At 65.2% G+C, this 17,002-nt stretch carries 9 protein-coding genes; 5 read left to right on the plus strand and 4 right to left on the minus strand.

The window, feature by feature from the left end:
* The first annotated feature begins 1 nt into the window (after position 1).
* Positions 2–6,403, plus strand: coding sequence for a DEAD/DEAH box helicase (locus Mame_RS24615; RefSeq protein ID WP_018065926.1), 6,402 nt, complete (start codon positions 2–4; stop codon positions 6,401–6,403).
* The gene (locus tag Mame_RS24620) at positions 6,400–8,571 is read left to right on the plus strand and encodes a UvrD-helicase domain-containing protein (RefSeq protein WP_018065927.1); all 2,172 of its coding nucleotides are present in this window, start codon (positions 6,400–6,402) and stop codon (positions 8,569–8,571) included. The genes Mame_RS24615 and Mame_RS24620 overlap by 4 nt, the downstream gene beginning before the upstream one ends.
* Before the next feature lie 19 nt (positions 8,572–8,590).
* Here Mame_RS24620 and Mame_RS24625 read toward each other — a convergent pair whose 3' ends face one another.
* The 4 genes from Mame_RS24625 to Mame_RS24635 form a co-directional block, all read right to left on the minus strand.
* Positions 8,591–9,691 (minus strand): Fic family protein, encoded by a 1,101-nt coding sequence (locus tag Mame_RS24625; RefSeq protein ID WP_018065928.1) that lies wholly within the window; start codon positions 9,689–9,691, stop codon positions 8,591–8,593.
* Positions 9,692–9,805: 114 nt separating this feature from the next.
* Entirely contained in the window at positions 9,806–9,976 is a 171-nt protein-coding gene (locus tag Mame_RS26920; RefSeq protein WP_018065929.1) for a hypothetical protein, read from the minus strand.
* Positions 9,977–10,133: 157 nt separating this feature from the next.
* Positions 10,134–10,544, minus strand: a complete 411-nt coding sequence (locus Mame_RS27440; RefSeq protein WP_018065930.1) for a hypothetical protein — start codon at positions 10,542–10,544, stop codon at positions 10,134–10,136.
* A gap of 247 nt (positions 10,545–10,791) precedes the next feature.
* A complete protein-coding gene (locus Mame_RS24635; protein ID WP_018065931.1) occupies positions 10,792–11,511 on the minus strand; it encodes a ParA family protein in 720 nt (239 codons plus the stop codon).
* A gap of 562 nt (positions 11,512–12,073) precedes the next feature.
* Here Mame_RS24635 and mobC point away from each other — a divergent pair.
* The 3 genes from mobC to Mame_RS24650 are packed head-to-tail and all read left to right on the plus strand — an operon-like array spanning position 12,074 to position 16,989.
* Complete coding sequence (mobC, locus tag Mame_RS24640) at positions 12,074–12,676, plus strand: plasmid mobilization relaxosome protein MobC (RefSeq protein ID WP_018065932.1); 603 nt, start codon at positions 12,074–12,076, stop codon at positions 12,674–12,676.
* Entirely contained in the window at positions 12,663–15,014 is a 2,352-nt protein-coding gene (locus Mame_RS24645; RefSeq protein ID WP_018065933.1) for a relaxase/mobilization nuclease domain-containing protein, read from the plus strand. The genes mobC and Mame_RS24645 overlap by 14 nt, the downstream gene beginning before the upstream one ends.
* A complete protein-coding gene (locus tag Mame_RS24650) occupies positions 15,007–16,989 on the plus strand; it encodes a type IV secretory system conjugative DNA transfer family protein (protein ID WP_018065934.1) in 1,983 nt (660 codons plus the stop codon). The genes Mame_RS24645 and Mame_RS24650 overlap by 8 nt, the downstream gene beginning before the upstream one ends.
* Positions 16,990–17,002 lie beyond the last annotated feature (13 nt).

Raw genomic sequence — 17,002 nt, forward strand, 5'->3', positions numbered from 1 at the left:
GATGAACCCGATCCTCCTCGCCCGTCATGTGCAGGACAGCCTGCGCGAACTGGTCCATACGACACTGAACAGCACCAGCCCCGCCTTCGAGGGGATGGTGGACCGGTTCATCGCCGAGCCCGGGAACTTTCTGAAGGGGCCGTGGATCTCGGTCGACATGCCGTTCCGGCAGATTGACGGGGCGAAGGAGGGGACGTGGGCGCAGCCCTTCCCGGAGGTGCCACTGAAATTCGCGCCCTACCAGCACCAGACGGACGCCTTTGCCCGGCTGAGCGGGACGGCGATGCGCTCGACCCTGGTCGCGACCGGGACCGGGTCGGGGAAAACTGAATCCTACCTGTGGCCGATCCTGGACCACTGTCGGCGGAACAAGGGGAAGCCCGGGATCAAGGCGATCCTGATCTACCCGATGAACGCGCTGGCGACGGACCAGGCGCGCCGCATTGCGGATGCGCTGACCCGGATCCCGTCGCTGAACGGGGTGCGGGCCGGGATCTATGCGGACGCGGAGCCGCAGAACCCGGCGCATGAGGTGACCGAGGACAGCGTGATCACGCATCGCGAGACGATGCGGAAGAACCCGCCGGACATCCTGCTCACGAACTACAAGATGTTGGATTACCTGCTTCTACGCGGCCGGGACAAGCCGCTCTGGGCGCAGAACGACCCGGAAACGCTCCGGTTTCTGGTGGTCGACGAGATGCACACCTTCGACGGGGCGCAGGGGGCGGACCTGGCCCTGCTGCTGCGCCGCCTGAAGTACCGGCTGAACACCCCGGAAGGACACCTGATCTGCGTGGGGTCGTCGGCAACGCTTGGCTCCGGGGAAGAGGCGGCGACGGACTTGCGCCAATACGCCGAGACAATCTTCGGCGAGCCGTTCGACGCGGGCGCGGTGGTCCGGGAGACCCGGAAATCCCCCAACGAGGTGTTCGGCGACGCGGAGTATCTGGACCGGCCGGATCCCGCCGATATCCACGGCGCCTTGAGAGCGGCGACGGAAATGGACCAGCCGGGTGCCGCGCGACGGCTCGCTGTCTGTCTGTTCCCGGATCGGACCGACCCCGACCTCGCCTTTCTGGACACAGGTGATCCAGCGGACCCGGCTTGGCGGATCGCACTCGGGGACCGGCTCGTCCAGCATCACCTGTGTCAGCGGACCCTGAAGATCATCGCCGAGCACAAGGGACCCGCTTCGCTTGAGGCGATTGCGGCTGGGCTGGGACAAGTCCGGGTCCTTCGTGACTGGCCCGAGGCAGACCTGACTGCGCTCGCCGAGCTGGTCGTAGGGCTGGTCGCCTGGGCCCGGTCCGGGTCGGCTGAGAGCCCGCGCCCTCTATTCAACGTCAGGCTCCAGCTCTGGATCCGGGAGATGGCCCGGATGGTGACAACCCTGCCGCGACTCGAGGCGGGCGGGGTCCGTTCACAGATCGACCTTTTCCATGAAATGGACCTGGAAAGGGACCAGCTTTGCCGGGCCCTTCCGGTCGTGAACTGCAACCGGTGCGGGGCGACCGCGCATCTCGGACGGCAGGACGCCCGGTCGAAGTCGCTACATGCGGACCTGGAGCAGCTCTACCAGGAGTTCTTCGACGAGAACGGGGCGGACCGGATCCGGCTCATCTATCACGAGTCGATCGACCGGATGGTCCCGGCCAGCGGCGCCGGTGGTCAGATCGTGAAGGGGGTCCTGAACGCGGAAACGGTCGAGTTCACCCCGGCCGATCACAAGGATCTCGGCCCGGGACCGGCCTCACAGGTCTGGTTGTACAACCCGACCGACGCGAACGGACGGATCGACCGGACCTGCCCTGCCTGCGGGCAGGCGCGCGGGCTTCTCCTCTTCGGGATGCGGGCGGCGCGTTTGACGACCGGGATCACCGGTACCCTTTACACCTCCGAACAGAACGAAGAGAGCCCCGAGGCAAAACCGCGCTTCCTGATGTTCTCGGATTCGGTTCAGGACGCGGCGCACCGGGCGGCGGTGGCCGAAACCCGGAACGCACTGTCGGTCTACCAGAAGGCACTCTACGGGGCGCTTCGGTCTGCGGAAACGGGCGCGATGAGCCTGAAAGAGGTGATCGAGGACGTCCCGCGCGCCCAGTTGAACGACCTCGGCCCGGACGGGTTCACAGCGCTGTTCATCCCGAAGGAGTTGACCTGGCGGCGGCGCTACCGGGAGCTGGTCGAAAGCGGGGCCACCATCACCGACCCGGTGTTTCTCGACCATATCCGGATCCGGCTCGGCTGGGAGTATTTCGTCGACCTGAGCTACAGGGCGCATTTCAACCACACGCTTGAATTGAACGGCATGGCGGCGGCGGATGTGCCCACGGATCTGCTGCGCCTGTCCGCGGAGCGGCTGGCACGGGAGCTGCGAAACGATCTGCCGGGCGCGCCGGAGTTCGACCCGGCCCTTCTGACCCGGCTCCTCGCCGGGGTGACGCAGCGGATGCGGCGGCAGGGGTCCGTGGCGCACCCCTATCTCGAGAGCGCGATCGCGAACGGGAAAGGGAACTACGGGCTGAACTGGTACGCGGCCGCCATCCAGGTGGGCGTGGGGAAGACCGGTTCCCTGCCAAGCCCGGACAGCCGGCGGGGCCTCGCGCCGATCCCGGTGACCCTCGGCGCCGCCCCGACCGGGTTTGAGAAGATCACCCGGACCGGCCCCGCGAGCTGGTACCGGGACTGGCTGTTCCGGCTGATCGGACCGTCCGACCTGCGCTACGGCGCGGACCCTGACGCGATCTATCCGCTCCTCCTGCGCCGACTTGAGGCCGACGACATCGTCCGACGCGTGAACGGGCCCGAGGGGCAGAACCGGCATGCCTGGCTTCTCGTGCCGGAACGGGTCACCGTCTCCACCGCGACGATCGGGCTGTGCTGCGACTTGTGCGGTCGGCGCGAGACCGGGCTTTCGGAAAACGCAGGTGTCCTGATCGGCTCCCCCTGTACGCGGATCGGTTGTGACGGGCACCTAGCAGCGGTTGAGCAGGCTGACCGGCCCGCCCTGCGCCGCGCCCTTCGCTCGGACCGAAACCACCGGGTGGTGGCGCGAGAACATACCGGCATCCTCGAAACGGATGAGCGGCTGCGGATCGAGACCGGGTTCATCAAGAGCGAAACCCGCTGGGCCCCGAACCTGATCTCGGCCACTCCGACCCTGGAGATGGGGATCGATATCGGGGACCTGTCCACCCTGCTTCTGAGCTCGGTCCCCCCGGAGGAGGCGAATTACGTCCAGCGGATGGGGCGGAGCGGGCGGCGCGACGGGAACGCGCTGAACATTGTGCTGGCGAATGCGCGTGCCCATGACCTCCAGTTCTGGGAAGACCCAACCCCGATGCTGGCAGGCCAGGTCCGGCCGCCGGGCGTGTTCCTCGCGGCCGAAGAGGTGCTGCTTCGTCAGGTGACCGCCTATACCCTCGACGCCTATGTCGCGGCCACGAAGGAGAGCGGGGATTACGGGAAGGTCCGGGACGTGCTGAAACGCCGGGCCTCCGGCGCGACCGAAGGGTTCCCGGTTGAGTGGCTTGAACTGGTTCGCGAAACCGGGCCGGAACTGGCAGACCGGTTCCTGTCTGGCCTGCCGCAAGAGGTGCAGGACCGGACGGATCTGGCCGACCGGATCCGATCTTACCTGACCGGAACGGACCCGAAATCGATCGGCTGGCGCGTCGGGGAGGCCTTCGACGGGGCTGCCACCGAACGGGCCCGGCTGGTGGAAAAGCGCGAGGAAGCGACCAAGGAACTTGGTCGGCTCAAGAAGCGCCGGGCCGAGCTGACCGATGAAGAATATGAGCGTCGTGAACAGGACCTGACCCGGGACCGGACCGAGATCAACCGTCTGATCCGAAGCGGGATCGACGATGTGCCGGTGATCAAGTTTCTGACCGACAAGGGAATCTTGCCGAACTACGCCTTCCCCGAAGAAGGGGTGAAGCTGACGTCGATCCTGTCGCGGCGCAACGATGGCGCGACAGCACGGGACGAGGACGGGCTTCTGCACGTCGAATACTCCCGGCCCGCCAGCTCCGCCCTGTCGGAATTCGCGCCGGGCCAGTTCTTCTACGCCAACGGGCGCCAGGTGCAGATCGACCGGATCGAGATCGGCAAGGAAGATTTGGCCCGCTGGACCTTTTGCCCAGCCTGTTCGCATGTCGCGCACCGGATTGAGGGCGCCGAGACCCGCACCTGCCCGCAATGCGGGGACGAGATGTGGTCGGATAGCGGCTCCGCGCATGACGTGGTCCAGCTCAAGTCTGTCATCGCGATCGACAGCGAGGAAAAGGCGGCGATCCGGGACGGGGATCAGCGGGACCAGCGTCAGTTCGACCGGGTTCTCATGCCCTTCCATGGACCGGAAGACATCGTCGCCTCCTGGTTCACCAGCCGGGAGAACGGTGCCCCGTTCGGGTTTGAATTCCTGCCCAGTTGCACGTTCCGCGACTTCAACTTCGGGACGAAGTCCACCCTCCCCGGGCCGCGGATCGCGGGCGAGCGTCGGCCCGCACAGCCGTTCCGGATCTGTCGCCACTGCGGGTCGCTTCAGGGTCCCCCACGCGGCGAGGACGATCGCGGAACGCACCCGCCGAACTGTCTTGTCATGCGGGATGAGGACCTGCTTCGCGAGCAGTGGGAAACCGGCGTGTTCCTGATGCGAAAGTTCGACACGGAGGCGATCCGGATCGTGATCCCGGTGGTCGGGGACGCGGATGATGATGACCTGAAAAGCTTCGTCGCGGCGATCAACCTCGGGATGCGGCGTCACTTCGCGGGGAAGGTCGACCATATCCGGTCCACCATCTTCCAGGCGCAGCTGAACGGAATGACCACGGTTCGCAGCCTTTACCTCTACGATTCCGTGCCGGGCGGATCAGGCTATCTGCGTCAGATCGCGGAACATCCGAACACGATGCGCGAGGTTGTCAGCCGCGCGGCGGAGGCGCTCCGGGACTGCCCCTGCAACCAGGAGCCGGACCGGAACGGGTGCTTCCAATGTGTGAAGCCCTACCGGTCACAGTTCGGGCCCGGCGAGCCAGATCGGGACCGGGCGCGGCAGATGATGGAGGCGATCCTCGAGAAATGGGACAGCCTGACCCAGACCGAGACCGGGATCGACGCGTCAATTCGGGGCGCGCTGGTCGAGAGCGTGCTGGAGAAGCGGTTGCTGCGCGCCCTTTCCGGCTTCTATGGAGACGGGGCGCTGACGCCGCAGGTGCTGCCGGGTGGACGGCGTGGGTTCGTCCTGCGCGCGGGTCGGCCGGACGCGCCGCGCCTCTGGACGATCGAGCCGCAGGTGCAGATTGACGCGCGGTTCCGGGGCCTGCCCCGCAAGCGTGTCGACTTCCTGCTCACCCCGGTTGGCCGCAGCAGCGGCCTGCCGATCGTCATCGAAATGGACGGGATCGAGTATCACGCGGGTACGGTCGCCCAGGACCTGTTGGACCGGATGTTGATGATCCGGTCCGGGCAGGTGCGGGTCTGGACCCTGTCCTGGCGCGATCTTGACCCAGAGGACAAGGGCTACCTGAACCCGCTCTCTGAAACCGCCCTCGGGGCGCAGATGACCGGGCCCCTTGGGCGTGCGCTGGCGCATCCGCTGCTCGCCCCACATGCAGAGGCGGTCCGGACGCTTCAGACCATCAGCACGCTCGATGCACTGAGGCGCCTTCTGGACGGGGATGCGGACGGGGATGCGGTGATCCGGTCCGTCCTGATCCGGGGCCTCGTGAAGGGCGGTCGCCCCATCGACCAGCTTCCCCGGCAGGCGGCCCTTTCAGAGGCGGGGCGCCTGTTTCTCTCCGGTACACAGGCTGTGGAACAGGTCGGGGTCGGGGCGCTCGATCTCTATCTGGCCTGTGAGAAGATCTCGCCCACCGAATGGGCCCAATCGGATCGCGACCTTCGTTTTCTCCTGCGTTCGGTCCTGCCCGATCCGGGCGAGGTTCCGGCCGCGAAAACCCTCTACACGGAGGCCTGGCGCGGGCTCTGGCGGATCGTGAACCTGTTCCAGGGCGTGCGTGGTCTTCATGTCGAGTTCGACGGGCTGGACTCGTTGGCCCCACCCGACATGGTGGAACCCGTCGACCAGGGGGACCAGGGCCCCGGCTTGGCCGCTTGGGAAGAGGCGCGGGCGCTGTGCGACGACGCGTTCCACCCGTTGATTGACGCGTTGATCGCGGCCGAGGCGCCCGGGCCGGACCACTTCGGGGACGATCTGGTTGCGGGCGGACGCGTGGTGGGCGCTATGGAATTCGGATGGTCGGATACCCGCGTCGCGGTTGCCGAAACATCCCTTGTGGGGGTCGGCTGGGCGCTGATCCCGTTTGATCCGGAAACCGATCAGATCGGGGAGACGGTCTCGCGAATTATCACGGCCCTTCAGGAGGCACGGACATGACAGACACAATGACCAAGCGGGTCTCCTACGACATCGGCTGCATGAAGAGCCTGCGGAAACTGCCGGACCGGGTTGCGCTCCGGTTCATGGACCTGATGACCAAGTATATGTCGGACCCGTCCGCGAATGGGCTGAACCTGGAAACGGTGGAAGGATCGAGGGACAGCTCGATCAAGTCCATGCGGGTCGACCAGGGGTATCGGGCCATCGCCTTCGAGGTCGGCCGCGACATCATGTTCGTGCATGTCAACGAGCACGACAAGGCCTACCGCTGGGCGGCAGGGCGCCGGGTCAAGCTCGACCCGGAAACGAACCGGATCCGGGTGATTGAGGAGGTGGACGCGGTTGTCGAACCGGTGGCGACGCCGGATACCTACGCTCCTCGCCTCTTCGACGAGGTGACGGATGCAAGGCTGCGCGCCCTCGGCGTGCCGGAGGAGGAGCTGACGGCCGTTCGTCAGATCCCCACGATCGAGGCGCTGGAAGGCGCGGAGGACCGGTTCGATCCGCTCACCTATCAGATCCTTTACGCGGTCGCGGCCGGTTATGCGGATGAGGAAATCCAGTCCCTGACCGGGGTCGGCGCGGAACCGGACGCGGAACCGCAGCAGCCCGCCGCGGAGCTGACCTTCGGAAAGCTGATCGAGACCGAGCAGAGCCGCCAGACCATCTTCATTCCCGAAAGCGAGGAGGAGCTGCGCCGCGTTTTCGAGGAGGGGCTTGAGGGCTGGCGCGTGTTCCTGCACCCCGAACAGCGCAAGATCGCCTACCGGGACTACAACGGGCCGGTTCTGGTCCGGGGCGGGGCTGGTACCGGCAAGACTGTCGTCGCGATGCACCGGGCCAAGCACCTTGCAGACCAGATCAAAAACGATCCGACCCGATCCGGCCAGCGGGTCCTTCTGACCACCTTCACGACCAGCCTCGCGCATGACATCGAGGCGAACCTCCGGACCCTGTGCCCTGACCATCTGGACGCCCGCCCGCCCCGGATCGAGGTGATCAACCTCGACCGCTGGGTCTCTCAGTTCCTCAAGCGCAAGAGCTTCGCCCGCGAGGTCGCCTTCTTCGGCGAGGCGCGGGACCGGCTGGACCAGGTGTGGAAGGAGGTCTTCGATGATCACGAGCTGCCCGAGGGGCTGTCTGAGCCGTTCGTTCGCGCGGAATGGGCGCAGATCGTCCAGGCGAAGGGGCTGACCGATCAGAAGGGATACCTGAAGGCGTCCCGGGCCGGCCGGGGCACCCCTCTCGACCGCAAGAAGCGGGCGGTGCTGTGGGACATCTTCGCCGATTACCGGGCCCGGCTGATCAGCGAAGGGCTCGCGGAGCCTGACGACGCTTACCGCGAGGCGACCGAGATCCTGACCTCCGAAGCGCCGAACCTGCCCTACAGCGCGGTCATCGTCGATGAGGCGCAGGACATGGGCGAACAGGCGTTCCGGCTGATCCGCGCGATCATGCCCGAGACCCCGGCGGGGGACCGGAACTCCCTCTTCATCGTGGGCGACGCGCATCAGCGGATCTATGGGCGGCGGGCCGCCATGTCCGCCTGCGGGATCAACGTGCGCGGCCGCTCGAAGCGCCTCCGCCTGAACTACCGGACCACGCAGGAGATCCGGGCCTGGGCGGTCTCGGTTCTCGAGGGGGTCAGCGTTGACGATCTTGATGAAGGGACGGATACCCTACGCGGTTATGTCAGCCTCATGCGCGGGGCCGCCCCCGAGCTGGTCGGGTGCCGGACAGAGGCGGAGGAGCTGGACGGGCTGGTGGCCTGGGTCCGGGCCCTGCCGCCCGACCAGATCCGCCTCTCCGACATCGGGGTCCTGTGCGCGCGTCGCGCCGACGCGGACCGGGTTCAGGCGGCGCTCCGCGCGGCCGGTATCGAGACGGTGATGCTCCAGTCCGGTGCGGACGACCGGTCCGTTCCGGGGATTCGGATCACCACGATGCACCGGGCGAAGGGGCTCGAGTTCTTCGCCGTGGCGATCCCCTTCCTGTCCGAGGCGGCCTTCCCGCCACCGGGTGCGCTCCGGGCCGCCGTGGATCCGGCAGATAAGGAGGACATTATCATGCAGTACCGGTCCCTCCTGCATGTCGCTGCGACCCGGGCGAAAAAAGCTCTCCGCATTTCATGGTCGGGGACGCCAACTGGCATTTTCACGGTCTGATGATTGTAGCGGTTTTATCTCAAACCATGAGCCAATACCGCGTATGGCGCCGCTCCCCGGTACGGCTAAGCGCGCCCATCTCCACCAGGTCCTGCAGGTCCCGCGTTGTGGTGGCGCGTGACGTGCCGGTTATGGCGATGTAGTTCTCGGCGCTGAGGCCGCCTTTGAACCCGTCGGGCCCCTCGCGGAACATGCGCTCAATCACCTTGGCTTGTCGCTCGTTCAGTCGATCACGGAACTGGTCGTAGAACTTCGCCTTGGCGATGAAGAACGCGACCCGTGTCAGCGTTACCTGCTGCGCCTTCAGAACGATCTCGGCGAACCAGATCAGCCAGCCGGTTACGTCCAGCGTCTTCTGGTGGGTTTCGAGCTGGTCGTAGTAGGCTTTCCGGTCCCGTTCGATCGTATAGGCCAGCGCGATTAGGCTCGGCTGGCCGATGTTCTGCGCAAGGGACTTTTCCGCCAAGGCGCGGCCGAGGCGACCATTGCCGTCCTCGAAGGGATGGATGCTTTCGAACCAGAGGTGCCCAAGCGCCGCGCGGGCTAGTGCTGGCAGGGGCGTTGTGCCGTCTGGCGCCGTTCGGTTGAACCAGTCGACGAACACGTCCATCTCGCCCTGGACCTGCGCGGAGGGCGGCGCCTCGAAATGCACCGTCGGCCGGTCGATGCGACCGGAGACGATCTGCATCGCGTCGGCATGTCGCCGGTAGGCCCCGATGGTTTCGAGCCCGCGGTCATGTGCCAGGAGCATCCCGTGCCATCGGCTGAGGGTCTCGTGGGTCAGAGGCGCGCCGTAGGTCGAGTAGACGTCGACCATCATCTCTGCGACGCCCTGTTCCTTGGGCTTCGATGGCGCACCGTCAGTGATCAGACCGAATTGCCGCCGGAGGGAGGATTGCACACTGCCCCTGTCTAGCACCTCGCCTTCGATGGCGCTTGTCCGCATCGCCTCTTCACTCAGAAGTTCGATGCGCAGGCGGTCGCGTTCATTGCCGGTCACATGGCGGACGGCGCCGAGAATCTCGCCGGATGACAGTAGGAACCGCCGCTCGAGAGGTTCGATGGCAGCGCTGTCATAGACGAAATTCGGCCAGTCGGGTTGATTCCAGTTCCAGCGCATGAGCTATAGGATCCATTTCTATAACTCACAATAATGGCGACTCATGATGCATGAAAGCGAATTCTATGCATCATCCCGAGCGCTGGCGTTTAACCAGCTGGGCGTCTCCCCGCTTCAGGCGGCCTGTACCATGGGCTCGTAGCGGACCTCGGCCATGGCCTCGTTGATCCATGCCGGTTGGAGGTCGCCGTTGTTCCACTGGTAAAGATAGCCCACAAGGGCGTCGGTCTTCTTGCAGAGGATGCGCATGATGGGTTCGCCTGTCAGGCGGGCTGTGTTGGACATAATCTGCTCCTCTACCTGGACCTCTGCACCGGGAAAAAGGAGGCCACTCTATCCTTGGCAGGGTTGTTAATGACTGGTTTCTGCAACTGCAAGATGAACAGGTGCTTTCGGGAAAATTGTGATCGGATGCTTGGCGGAAACGCGCCTAAACAATGGGTTAGACTTCGTCATCTCCGTGCGGCACCGCAGCATAGGCGGCGATCTCGCTCAGGATAGCGTCGATCTCGGCCCAGACTCGGGGCTCCAACTGCCCGCGGATCAGGGTCCATTTGCTCATCACGTTGAGCGGGTCGTGGGCGCGCAGGAGGGTGGTCACAGTGGCGTCATCGACTGCCAGCGAGGTTCGTGCACGCCATTCGGTGATCCGCGTGCGCTGCTCCTCGGCGGGAGGGATGAAGTCGGGCCCGAGCTCCCAGTTCTTCACTGCACGACGCAGGGCGGCGCGGATGACATGTGCCGGATCGACGCCGCAGTCGATCAGGGCTTCCTCCTGCCGTTCCAGCGCGTTCACCCGGATGTCGATCTTGCGCGTCGCCGGACCGCGTCGCGGGCGGGTGGGAGATACCATGGCCAAGGATGCTGCAGGCCAAGCTGTCTCCTGTCTGGGCTGAGGAGCGGGCGCAGGCTGCGTACTTGGCGGCGAAACAGCGTGACCGTCCAAGACCACAGGCTCGACGTTTTCAGCTTCTGGCATTGTCTCAGCTCGCAGAACCTCTTCCCTTCCCGGGTCTTCTCCCACCTCTGGCCGAAGGGATGCAGCATAAGCCGGGTCGGGCCGCGTGATTGTCGGGATTCTCTTCCTCACAACCCTGACCTCACGCCGCGAGGATGTTGTTGAGGATGTCGGTCGCCTCTTCGAGTGCCTCGACCACATGCCGCACATGGGGGCGCATGAGGGGGTTCGGATCGGCCTGCTTTTGCAACGCCACAGCGTGCAGGAGGCCCTTCTCGTCCATCTCCTTGTAGACATTCCGGCGCATCATCACGGTCTCGACCACCGGGAACCGCGCAATAGCCGCCTCGATGAGGGTCGCATCTGCGCGCGTGGTCTTGGGGTCAACCATATTCAGAACGACGTGGTGCCGCGGCAAGCTGTCGGGGTCATCGACGCGGGCGCGGAGCTTTTCGAACCAGTCGGCGGTCTGTGCGCCGACATCGAGATCCGAGGTCGAGAGCATCACCGGTGTCACGATGTGATCGGCGAGAACGGCGATCCCGTCCGACCACTCGGCCCCGACGCCTGCCGTATCGATGAAGATGAAATCCGCCGAGTCCGCCGCATAGACCTGCTCGATCCGGCGATCCACGGCCCCTACGCTCTCGACGGTTGCCGATCGCAGGAGCGGTGATCCCAGCCCCGCGGCTTCAGCCCGCTTGTGCCAGGTGCCGAGCACGCCGGTACTGTCGGTATCGATCAAAAGGACGCGACGGCCAGCGGCAACGGCAGCGCTGATCAGGGCGCGAGAGAGTGTGGTCTTGCCACTCCCTCCCTTCCGGGCCATCGCAGCGATCACCACGAGATTGTCGTTCGGCATGGGGGCAGGCCTCTCACAAGAATAGTGAATCGCAGCAAAGATGTTTCCGCGTCGCTAACCCCCGTGTGCGACGGCGTCAAGCAGAAGACGTGAGGCAGGTTCCCTTGGGCGGAATACGGGGCGCATGGACCATCGCGCAGGGGGCGGAAAGCAGCACTCACGCAACAGTGGACGTCATCCAGTCTGCACGATGCGGTCCCCAGATGACGCGCGACATGCGACATCGGCCATAGGGCGCAACGCAGGAGGCGCGACGCATACCGCACGGGACATGGACCATCGGCCACCACGCCCGATGCGGGCAGCACGGGCCATCTGCCACTCGCCAGAAACCGTGCTGCAGGGCGCGCAAAACGCAGTCCAAAGGACGCGATGCGCGATGCAGGGAACGCGCGACGCGTTGCATTGAGCGCCTTGCGCGCTGCATTTGCCAAAGGTCGTCAAATCGGCCCTCGGGGCCGATTTTCTACATTGAGTACAAGCCCTTGGTGCCTTCTCCGCTTGTGCTGGGAGAAGGCGGGCTTGTACGAAGTTGGCAAGAAATAGGAACGTTAACTTCAAAATGTCACGCGGCCGCAGACTGACCGAAACCGAGCGCCTGAGCATCGCCGAAGAGCGGTCGCAGGGCGTCGCCGCTGGCGATCTCGCCACCCGCTACGGGGTCAGTCTCAAGTCCGTCTACAACGCGGCCAACCACGCCGCAGATCGCCAGACGGCGAACGGCAGTCGGCCGAAGGTGATTGGCGTCCGCGTCAGCCAAAGGGAGCTGCAGGGCTTCGACGCTGCTCTTGCACGCCACGGTGTCGCTCATCGGTCGGACGCTTTGCGCTGTCTTATCCTGGCCGCCGACGACATCCTGCGCCCGGATGAGGGCATGACGGACGAGCTGCGAAACTTAAGCGCGGCGTTGAACCGGGTCGGCAATAACGTGAACCAGGTCGCGCGTCGACTGAACGAGGCAAAGCTCAAGGGGGAGCGTCTGCCCTACACCCCCGCTAGCCATGCCGAGATCCGCGATCTCGCGGTGCTCGTCTTCGATATGGCCGACCAGATCCAGGAGATGTTCCGCGCGCGGCGTCGCGAACTGGACCTCGAGGTCACCAAGGCGCTCGCCGGTCTGGCACGGCAGGAAGCGGAGCAGGTGGCCGAACATGGCGCGGAGTGAGGCGCGCGGTGTCAGCCCCGCCCTTTTCGATCGTGACTGGAGCCGGGTCTCGGGCAGTTGGCAGGGGCTCGCCAAGAAGGCGCAGATGGTCCGGGCCGCACGCGGCTACTCGCCGGCCATATTCAAGCCGATCTCGAAAGGCGGGTGCCATACCGGCGCCCAGCTCAAGGCCCAGCTCACCTACCTCACCACAAAGTCGAGCCACATCCTCGACAGCCGCGGCACCCATGATGGCAAGAAGACCCTGACCGAGGCCGAGATCGACCGGGTCGTGCGTCGGTTCGAGAACCAATGGGGCGAGCAGCACAGCCCGAAGCTCGGACATACCTCGCATCTTCTCATGGCCTTTCCCGTCGGCACCAGCGGCGAAGAGGTGCGCGCGATCACGGAATCCGTCTGTGAGAAGTTCTTTCAAGGTGAGGGGTCGCAATTCGACTATATTGCTGCAATACACCAAGATCGCGCGCATCCACATGCGCATATCGTTCTGAACCGCCGCAGCAAGGATGGCGAAATGTTCTTTCTCGGGAAGGATCACCACTTCAACTACGACGCCTTCCGGGTGGCGATGGTTGAGGCGGCGCAGGTCCACGGGATCCGGCTCGAGGCGACACGGCGTCTTGACCGGGGGGTCACGACCTATCGCGCCGAGATCGACGAGGTCTATAAGGCCCGTGACGAAGGCCGACCGCCCGTCGAGCGCCAGCGCACAGGCGCTGATCTCGCCGCGGCCCTGGAAACGGTGGCGCGCAATGCACTGACCTATCGGGGGCTGGCGGCCGAGGCGTCCCGGTCGAACTTCGAAGACGTGGCTGAGGCGCTCGAGCGGGCCAGCACTGTCCTTGCCAGGGGCGGTCAGATCCAATCTGACGGAGCCATCTACATGTCCCAAGACGAAACAGCCTTCGACACGCTGATCACCGAGTTTTCTCAGAACATCCGTCAGATCGAAGCGGCGATCGACCGGGCACCCGCGGCCGAGAGGCCAGAGATCGAGCGCAAGCTCACCGATGTGCTGGCCTCGGTCGCGCATTTGAACCCACTTGGCGACCGTTCGGCTGCACTCCTCGACGCACCATCCCGGGATGGAGTCTATGCCCGGGCCAACATGCGCGAGGGCCAGCTCGGACGCCTCGACGACGATGCGATCAAGGCGCGCCTCAGCGAGGCGCTGCAGGGCACAGGTATTGACCCCGACGCCGTCGCCGCCCGCATGCGCGAAGGTGCCGGCAACGCAGCACTCGAACGGCAGTGGTTGGCGCAGGATCTGCGCGCCATCGCCAAGGCCGGCGATCTCGATCTGGAGAAGGACGCGGACCGCGAGGAAGCGCTCGACCGGCTGGAAGCCGTCCATGTCCGTCTGGGCGACACCCTTACCGAGGCGCGCATCCTTCAGGCCGTCGATGAGGTGGATGACACCGACGGTGACACGGTTGCCTTGGCGGAACGCGTGACGCTGCCGGAGCGTCCGCGCGCGATAGGCGAGCCCGACATCTTCGCCCCATCCGAGCGCCGGGATTTCCAGGAGCTCGTCGCTCAGTTCCGCCGGACTGATTTCGACCATCCCTTCTCGGATGATCCGTCCATGCGCCGAGCCGGTGCCGTCGAGGTCGAAGAGGCCCGCGCCGCCTTCAACGCCTTCGCGCAACGGTCGTCCGATCATGCCGAACTGGCGTCGATGGCCTGGGACAAGATCACCGACAGCCGCAAGCCACAGGAGTTCGCCGTCGAGGAAAAGGACCGCACCCTTCATGCCGGCGACATGGATATCGCGCTGCGCGATCCGATGCAGCATCTCGGCACGATCACAGAAGACGACCGCACCCTCGCGCGCTACCGTGCCGAGATGCCGGATGAGGAGTTTGGGGCGGCAGTGCAGAAAGAGATCAACCAGCTGCGCGCCATGGGCGCATCCCGCGCCTACATCAGTGAACGGAGCTTCGACATCGAGGATCAGGCACGACAGGACTATGCCGAGCGGCGTTTCATGGCTGAGACCGCCCCTGATGTGTTGACCTTCCTGCAGCGGGCAGAGGCCGAGGACGTGAAACCGCTCAACGAGACGGACGGCCAGCGCCTCGCCGCCCAGATCGACCGCAACCTCACGCCGGACGCGGTGACGGCCCTTCGTGCGGGCCACGCCGATGTGCTGGAAAAGTTCAGCGAGCACCCCTTGCGGCAACTGGAACTCGCCAAGGCCTATCTGGAAAGCAGCGAGGTGACGGCCCACGGCCCTGCCATGGAGCGGGTGCTGGATGCCTTGGCCGAGGAGCAGATCGAGGCGCAGCGTGCACGTCACGCAGCAGCGCATGGCGAGAAGGGGATCACCCATGGATAAGGGCAAGATCGCGGGCGGGATCCTCAGTCTGACGCTGGTTGGCCTCGCCATCGGCTATGTCGTGGCCACCGGTTACTTGACCATCCGCTACGGGCTTCGGACGGACGTCTTCGACGTCACCCTGCTTGCGCGGGAGTACCGCGCTCTTGGCGCCAGCGCGCCGCGGGACTTCCTCTGGGTGAACCTGATCCTCGCGGGCTTTGGGATCGCCGCGCTGATGCTGAGTGTCACGCTTCTCGGCGATGCCCTGACGCGCTTCGGCACGACGCATTGGCAAACCCGGGGCGAGATGAAGCGCAACGGCTTCTTCGCCAAGCCGGGTGGCGGCTTCCTTCTCGGCAAGCTTGGCTCTCCGAAATCGACGCGCCCCTTCCTCGTCTCGAAGACCTTCCCGCATGCGCTGATCGTGGCACCCACGGGTCGGGGCAAGGGCGTAGGCTTCGTAATCCCGAACCTGCTCACCTACAAGGGTTCGGCTGTGGTGCTTGACGTGAAGGGTGAAAACTTCCGCGAGACCTCGCGCTTCCGCGCCAGCATGGGCGACAAGGTCTTCCGCTTCGCGCCGACCGACTGGGACCGCCCGACGCATCGCTATAACCCGCTGGCGCGTATCGCGGCGATGACCAACCCCGACCGCCAGCAGATGGAGCTGAAGCTCACCGCCAAGCTCTTCCTGCAGACCGACAATGAAAAACTGAGCGGGCTTCTTGCAGGTGGCATCGATCTCTTCGTGGCGGCCGGCCTTCTGGCCTTCGAGCGCGGCGTGCCGACCATCGGTGAGATCTATCGGATCACCGCCTCCGGCGGCGACAAACAGAAGGAATATTTCAAGCGCGCGCATGAGGTGAAGAACACCTCGGCCAAGCTGATCTTCGAACGCATGGCCTCGACCAACAACGACACCCTGACCTCGTACCTGTCGCTCCTGATGACCTCGGGTCTCGACACCTGGGACAACCGTGCGATCGACGCGGCCACCGCAACCTCGGACTTCTCCTTCCGCGATATCAGACGCCGCCCCCACGCGATCTATCTTGTGGTCGAGTCCGAGATGATCCGCCCGCTGGCCCCGCTGATCCGGCTCTTCTTCTCCGACCTGATCGCCTCGCTGCAGGCGCAGGAGCCGGGGGACGACGAGCCTTGGCCCGTGATGATCATGCTCGATGAATTCGACCGGCTCGGGAAAATGCCGATCGTCGCCGAAAGCATCAAGACGCTGCGATCCTTCGGCGGAAACCTCGCCATCGTCACCCAGACCATCCCGGCGCTGGATGAGATCTATGGCGAAAACACCCGCCGCTCGTTGCAGGGTGGCGCAGGTGTGAAACTCTACCTCACGCCGTCCGAGCAGAAGACGATCGAGGAACTGAGCCAGGCTGTGGGCAAGACCACCAAGCGCGTAGTAACGCGGTCCCGTGCGGTCGGGCGCAACCCGTTCGAGGGACGCAGCGTCTCCGAGCGGACAGAGGACACGCCGCTCCTCACCGAAGACCAGGCCCGTCGCATGGACCTCGACGAGGTGATCCTCGTGATCGACGCGCAGATGCCGATCCGGGCGCGGCGGATCAAGTATTTTGAGGACCCGGTGTTGAAGACGCTGCACGCGGGTCAGGCGGGGAGTTTCCCCTATCCGGATGAAGACGGGCTGCGGCGCGATCGGCAAATGACCGAGACGCGCGAGACAGTGGAGAAGCTGAAGCAGGAACTGCAGGCGGTGCGGGCGGCTGCAGGGGCACAGGGGTCTGGGACTGCGTCCTCGTCGATGACCGTTGAGCTACCTGCAACGGAGACGCAGGATCCGCAGCCAGCGCCAATAGGTCGGGCGCGCGGCCGAGCAGCACGCGCTGCGGCGGGTGGCGGTGGGTCCGGTCAATTGTCGTTCGATCTGGTTGGTCTGGGGCTCAAGGAGGCAGACAGGACCCAACTTGCGGCGGCTGTGCAAACGACTCGGGCCATCATCGCGGAGTTTACGTGATCGGCCCAGAGTG

Origin of the sequence: Martelella mediterranea DSM 17316, assembly GCF_002043005.1 — a bacterium.
GTDB classification, from domain to species: domain Bacteria; phylum Pseudomonadota; class Alphaproteobacteria; order Rhizobiales; family Rhizobiaceae; genus Martelella; species Martelella mediterranea.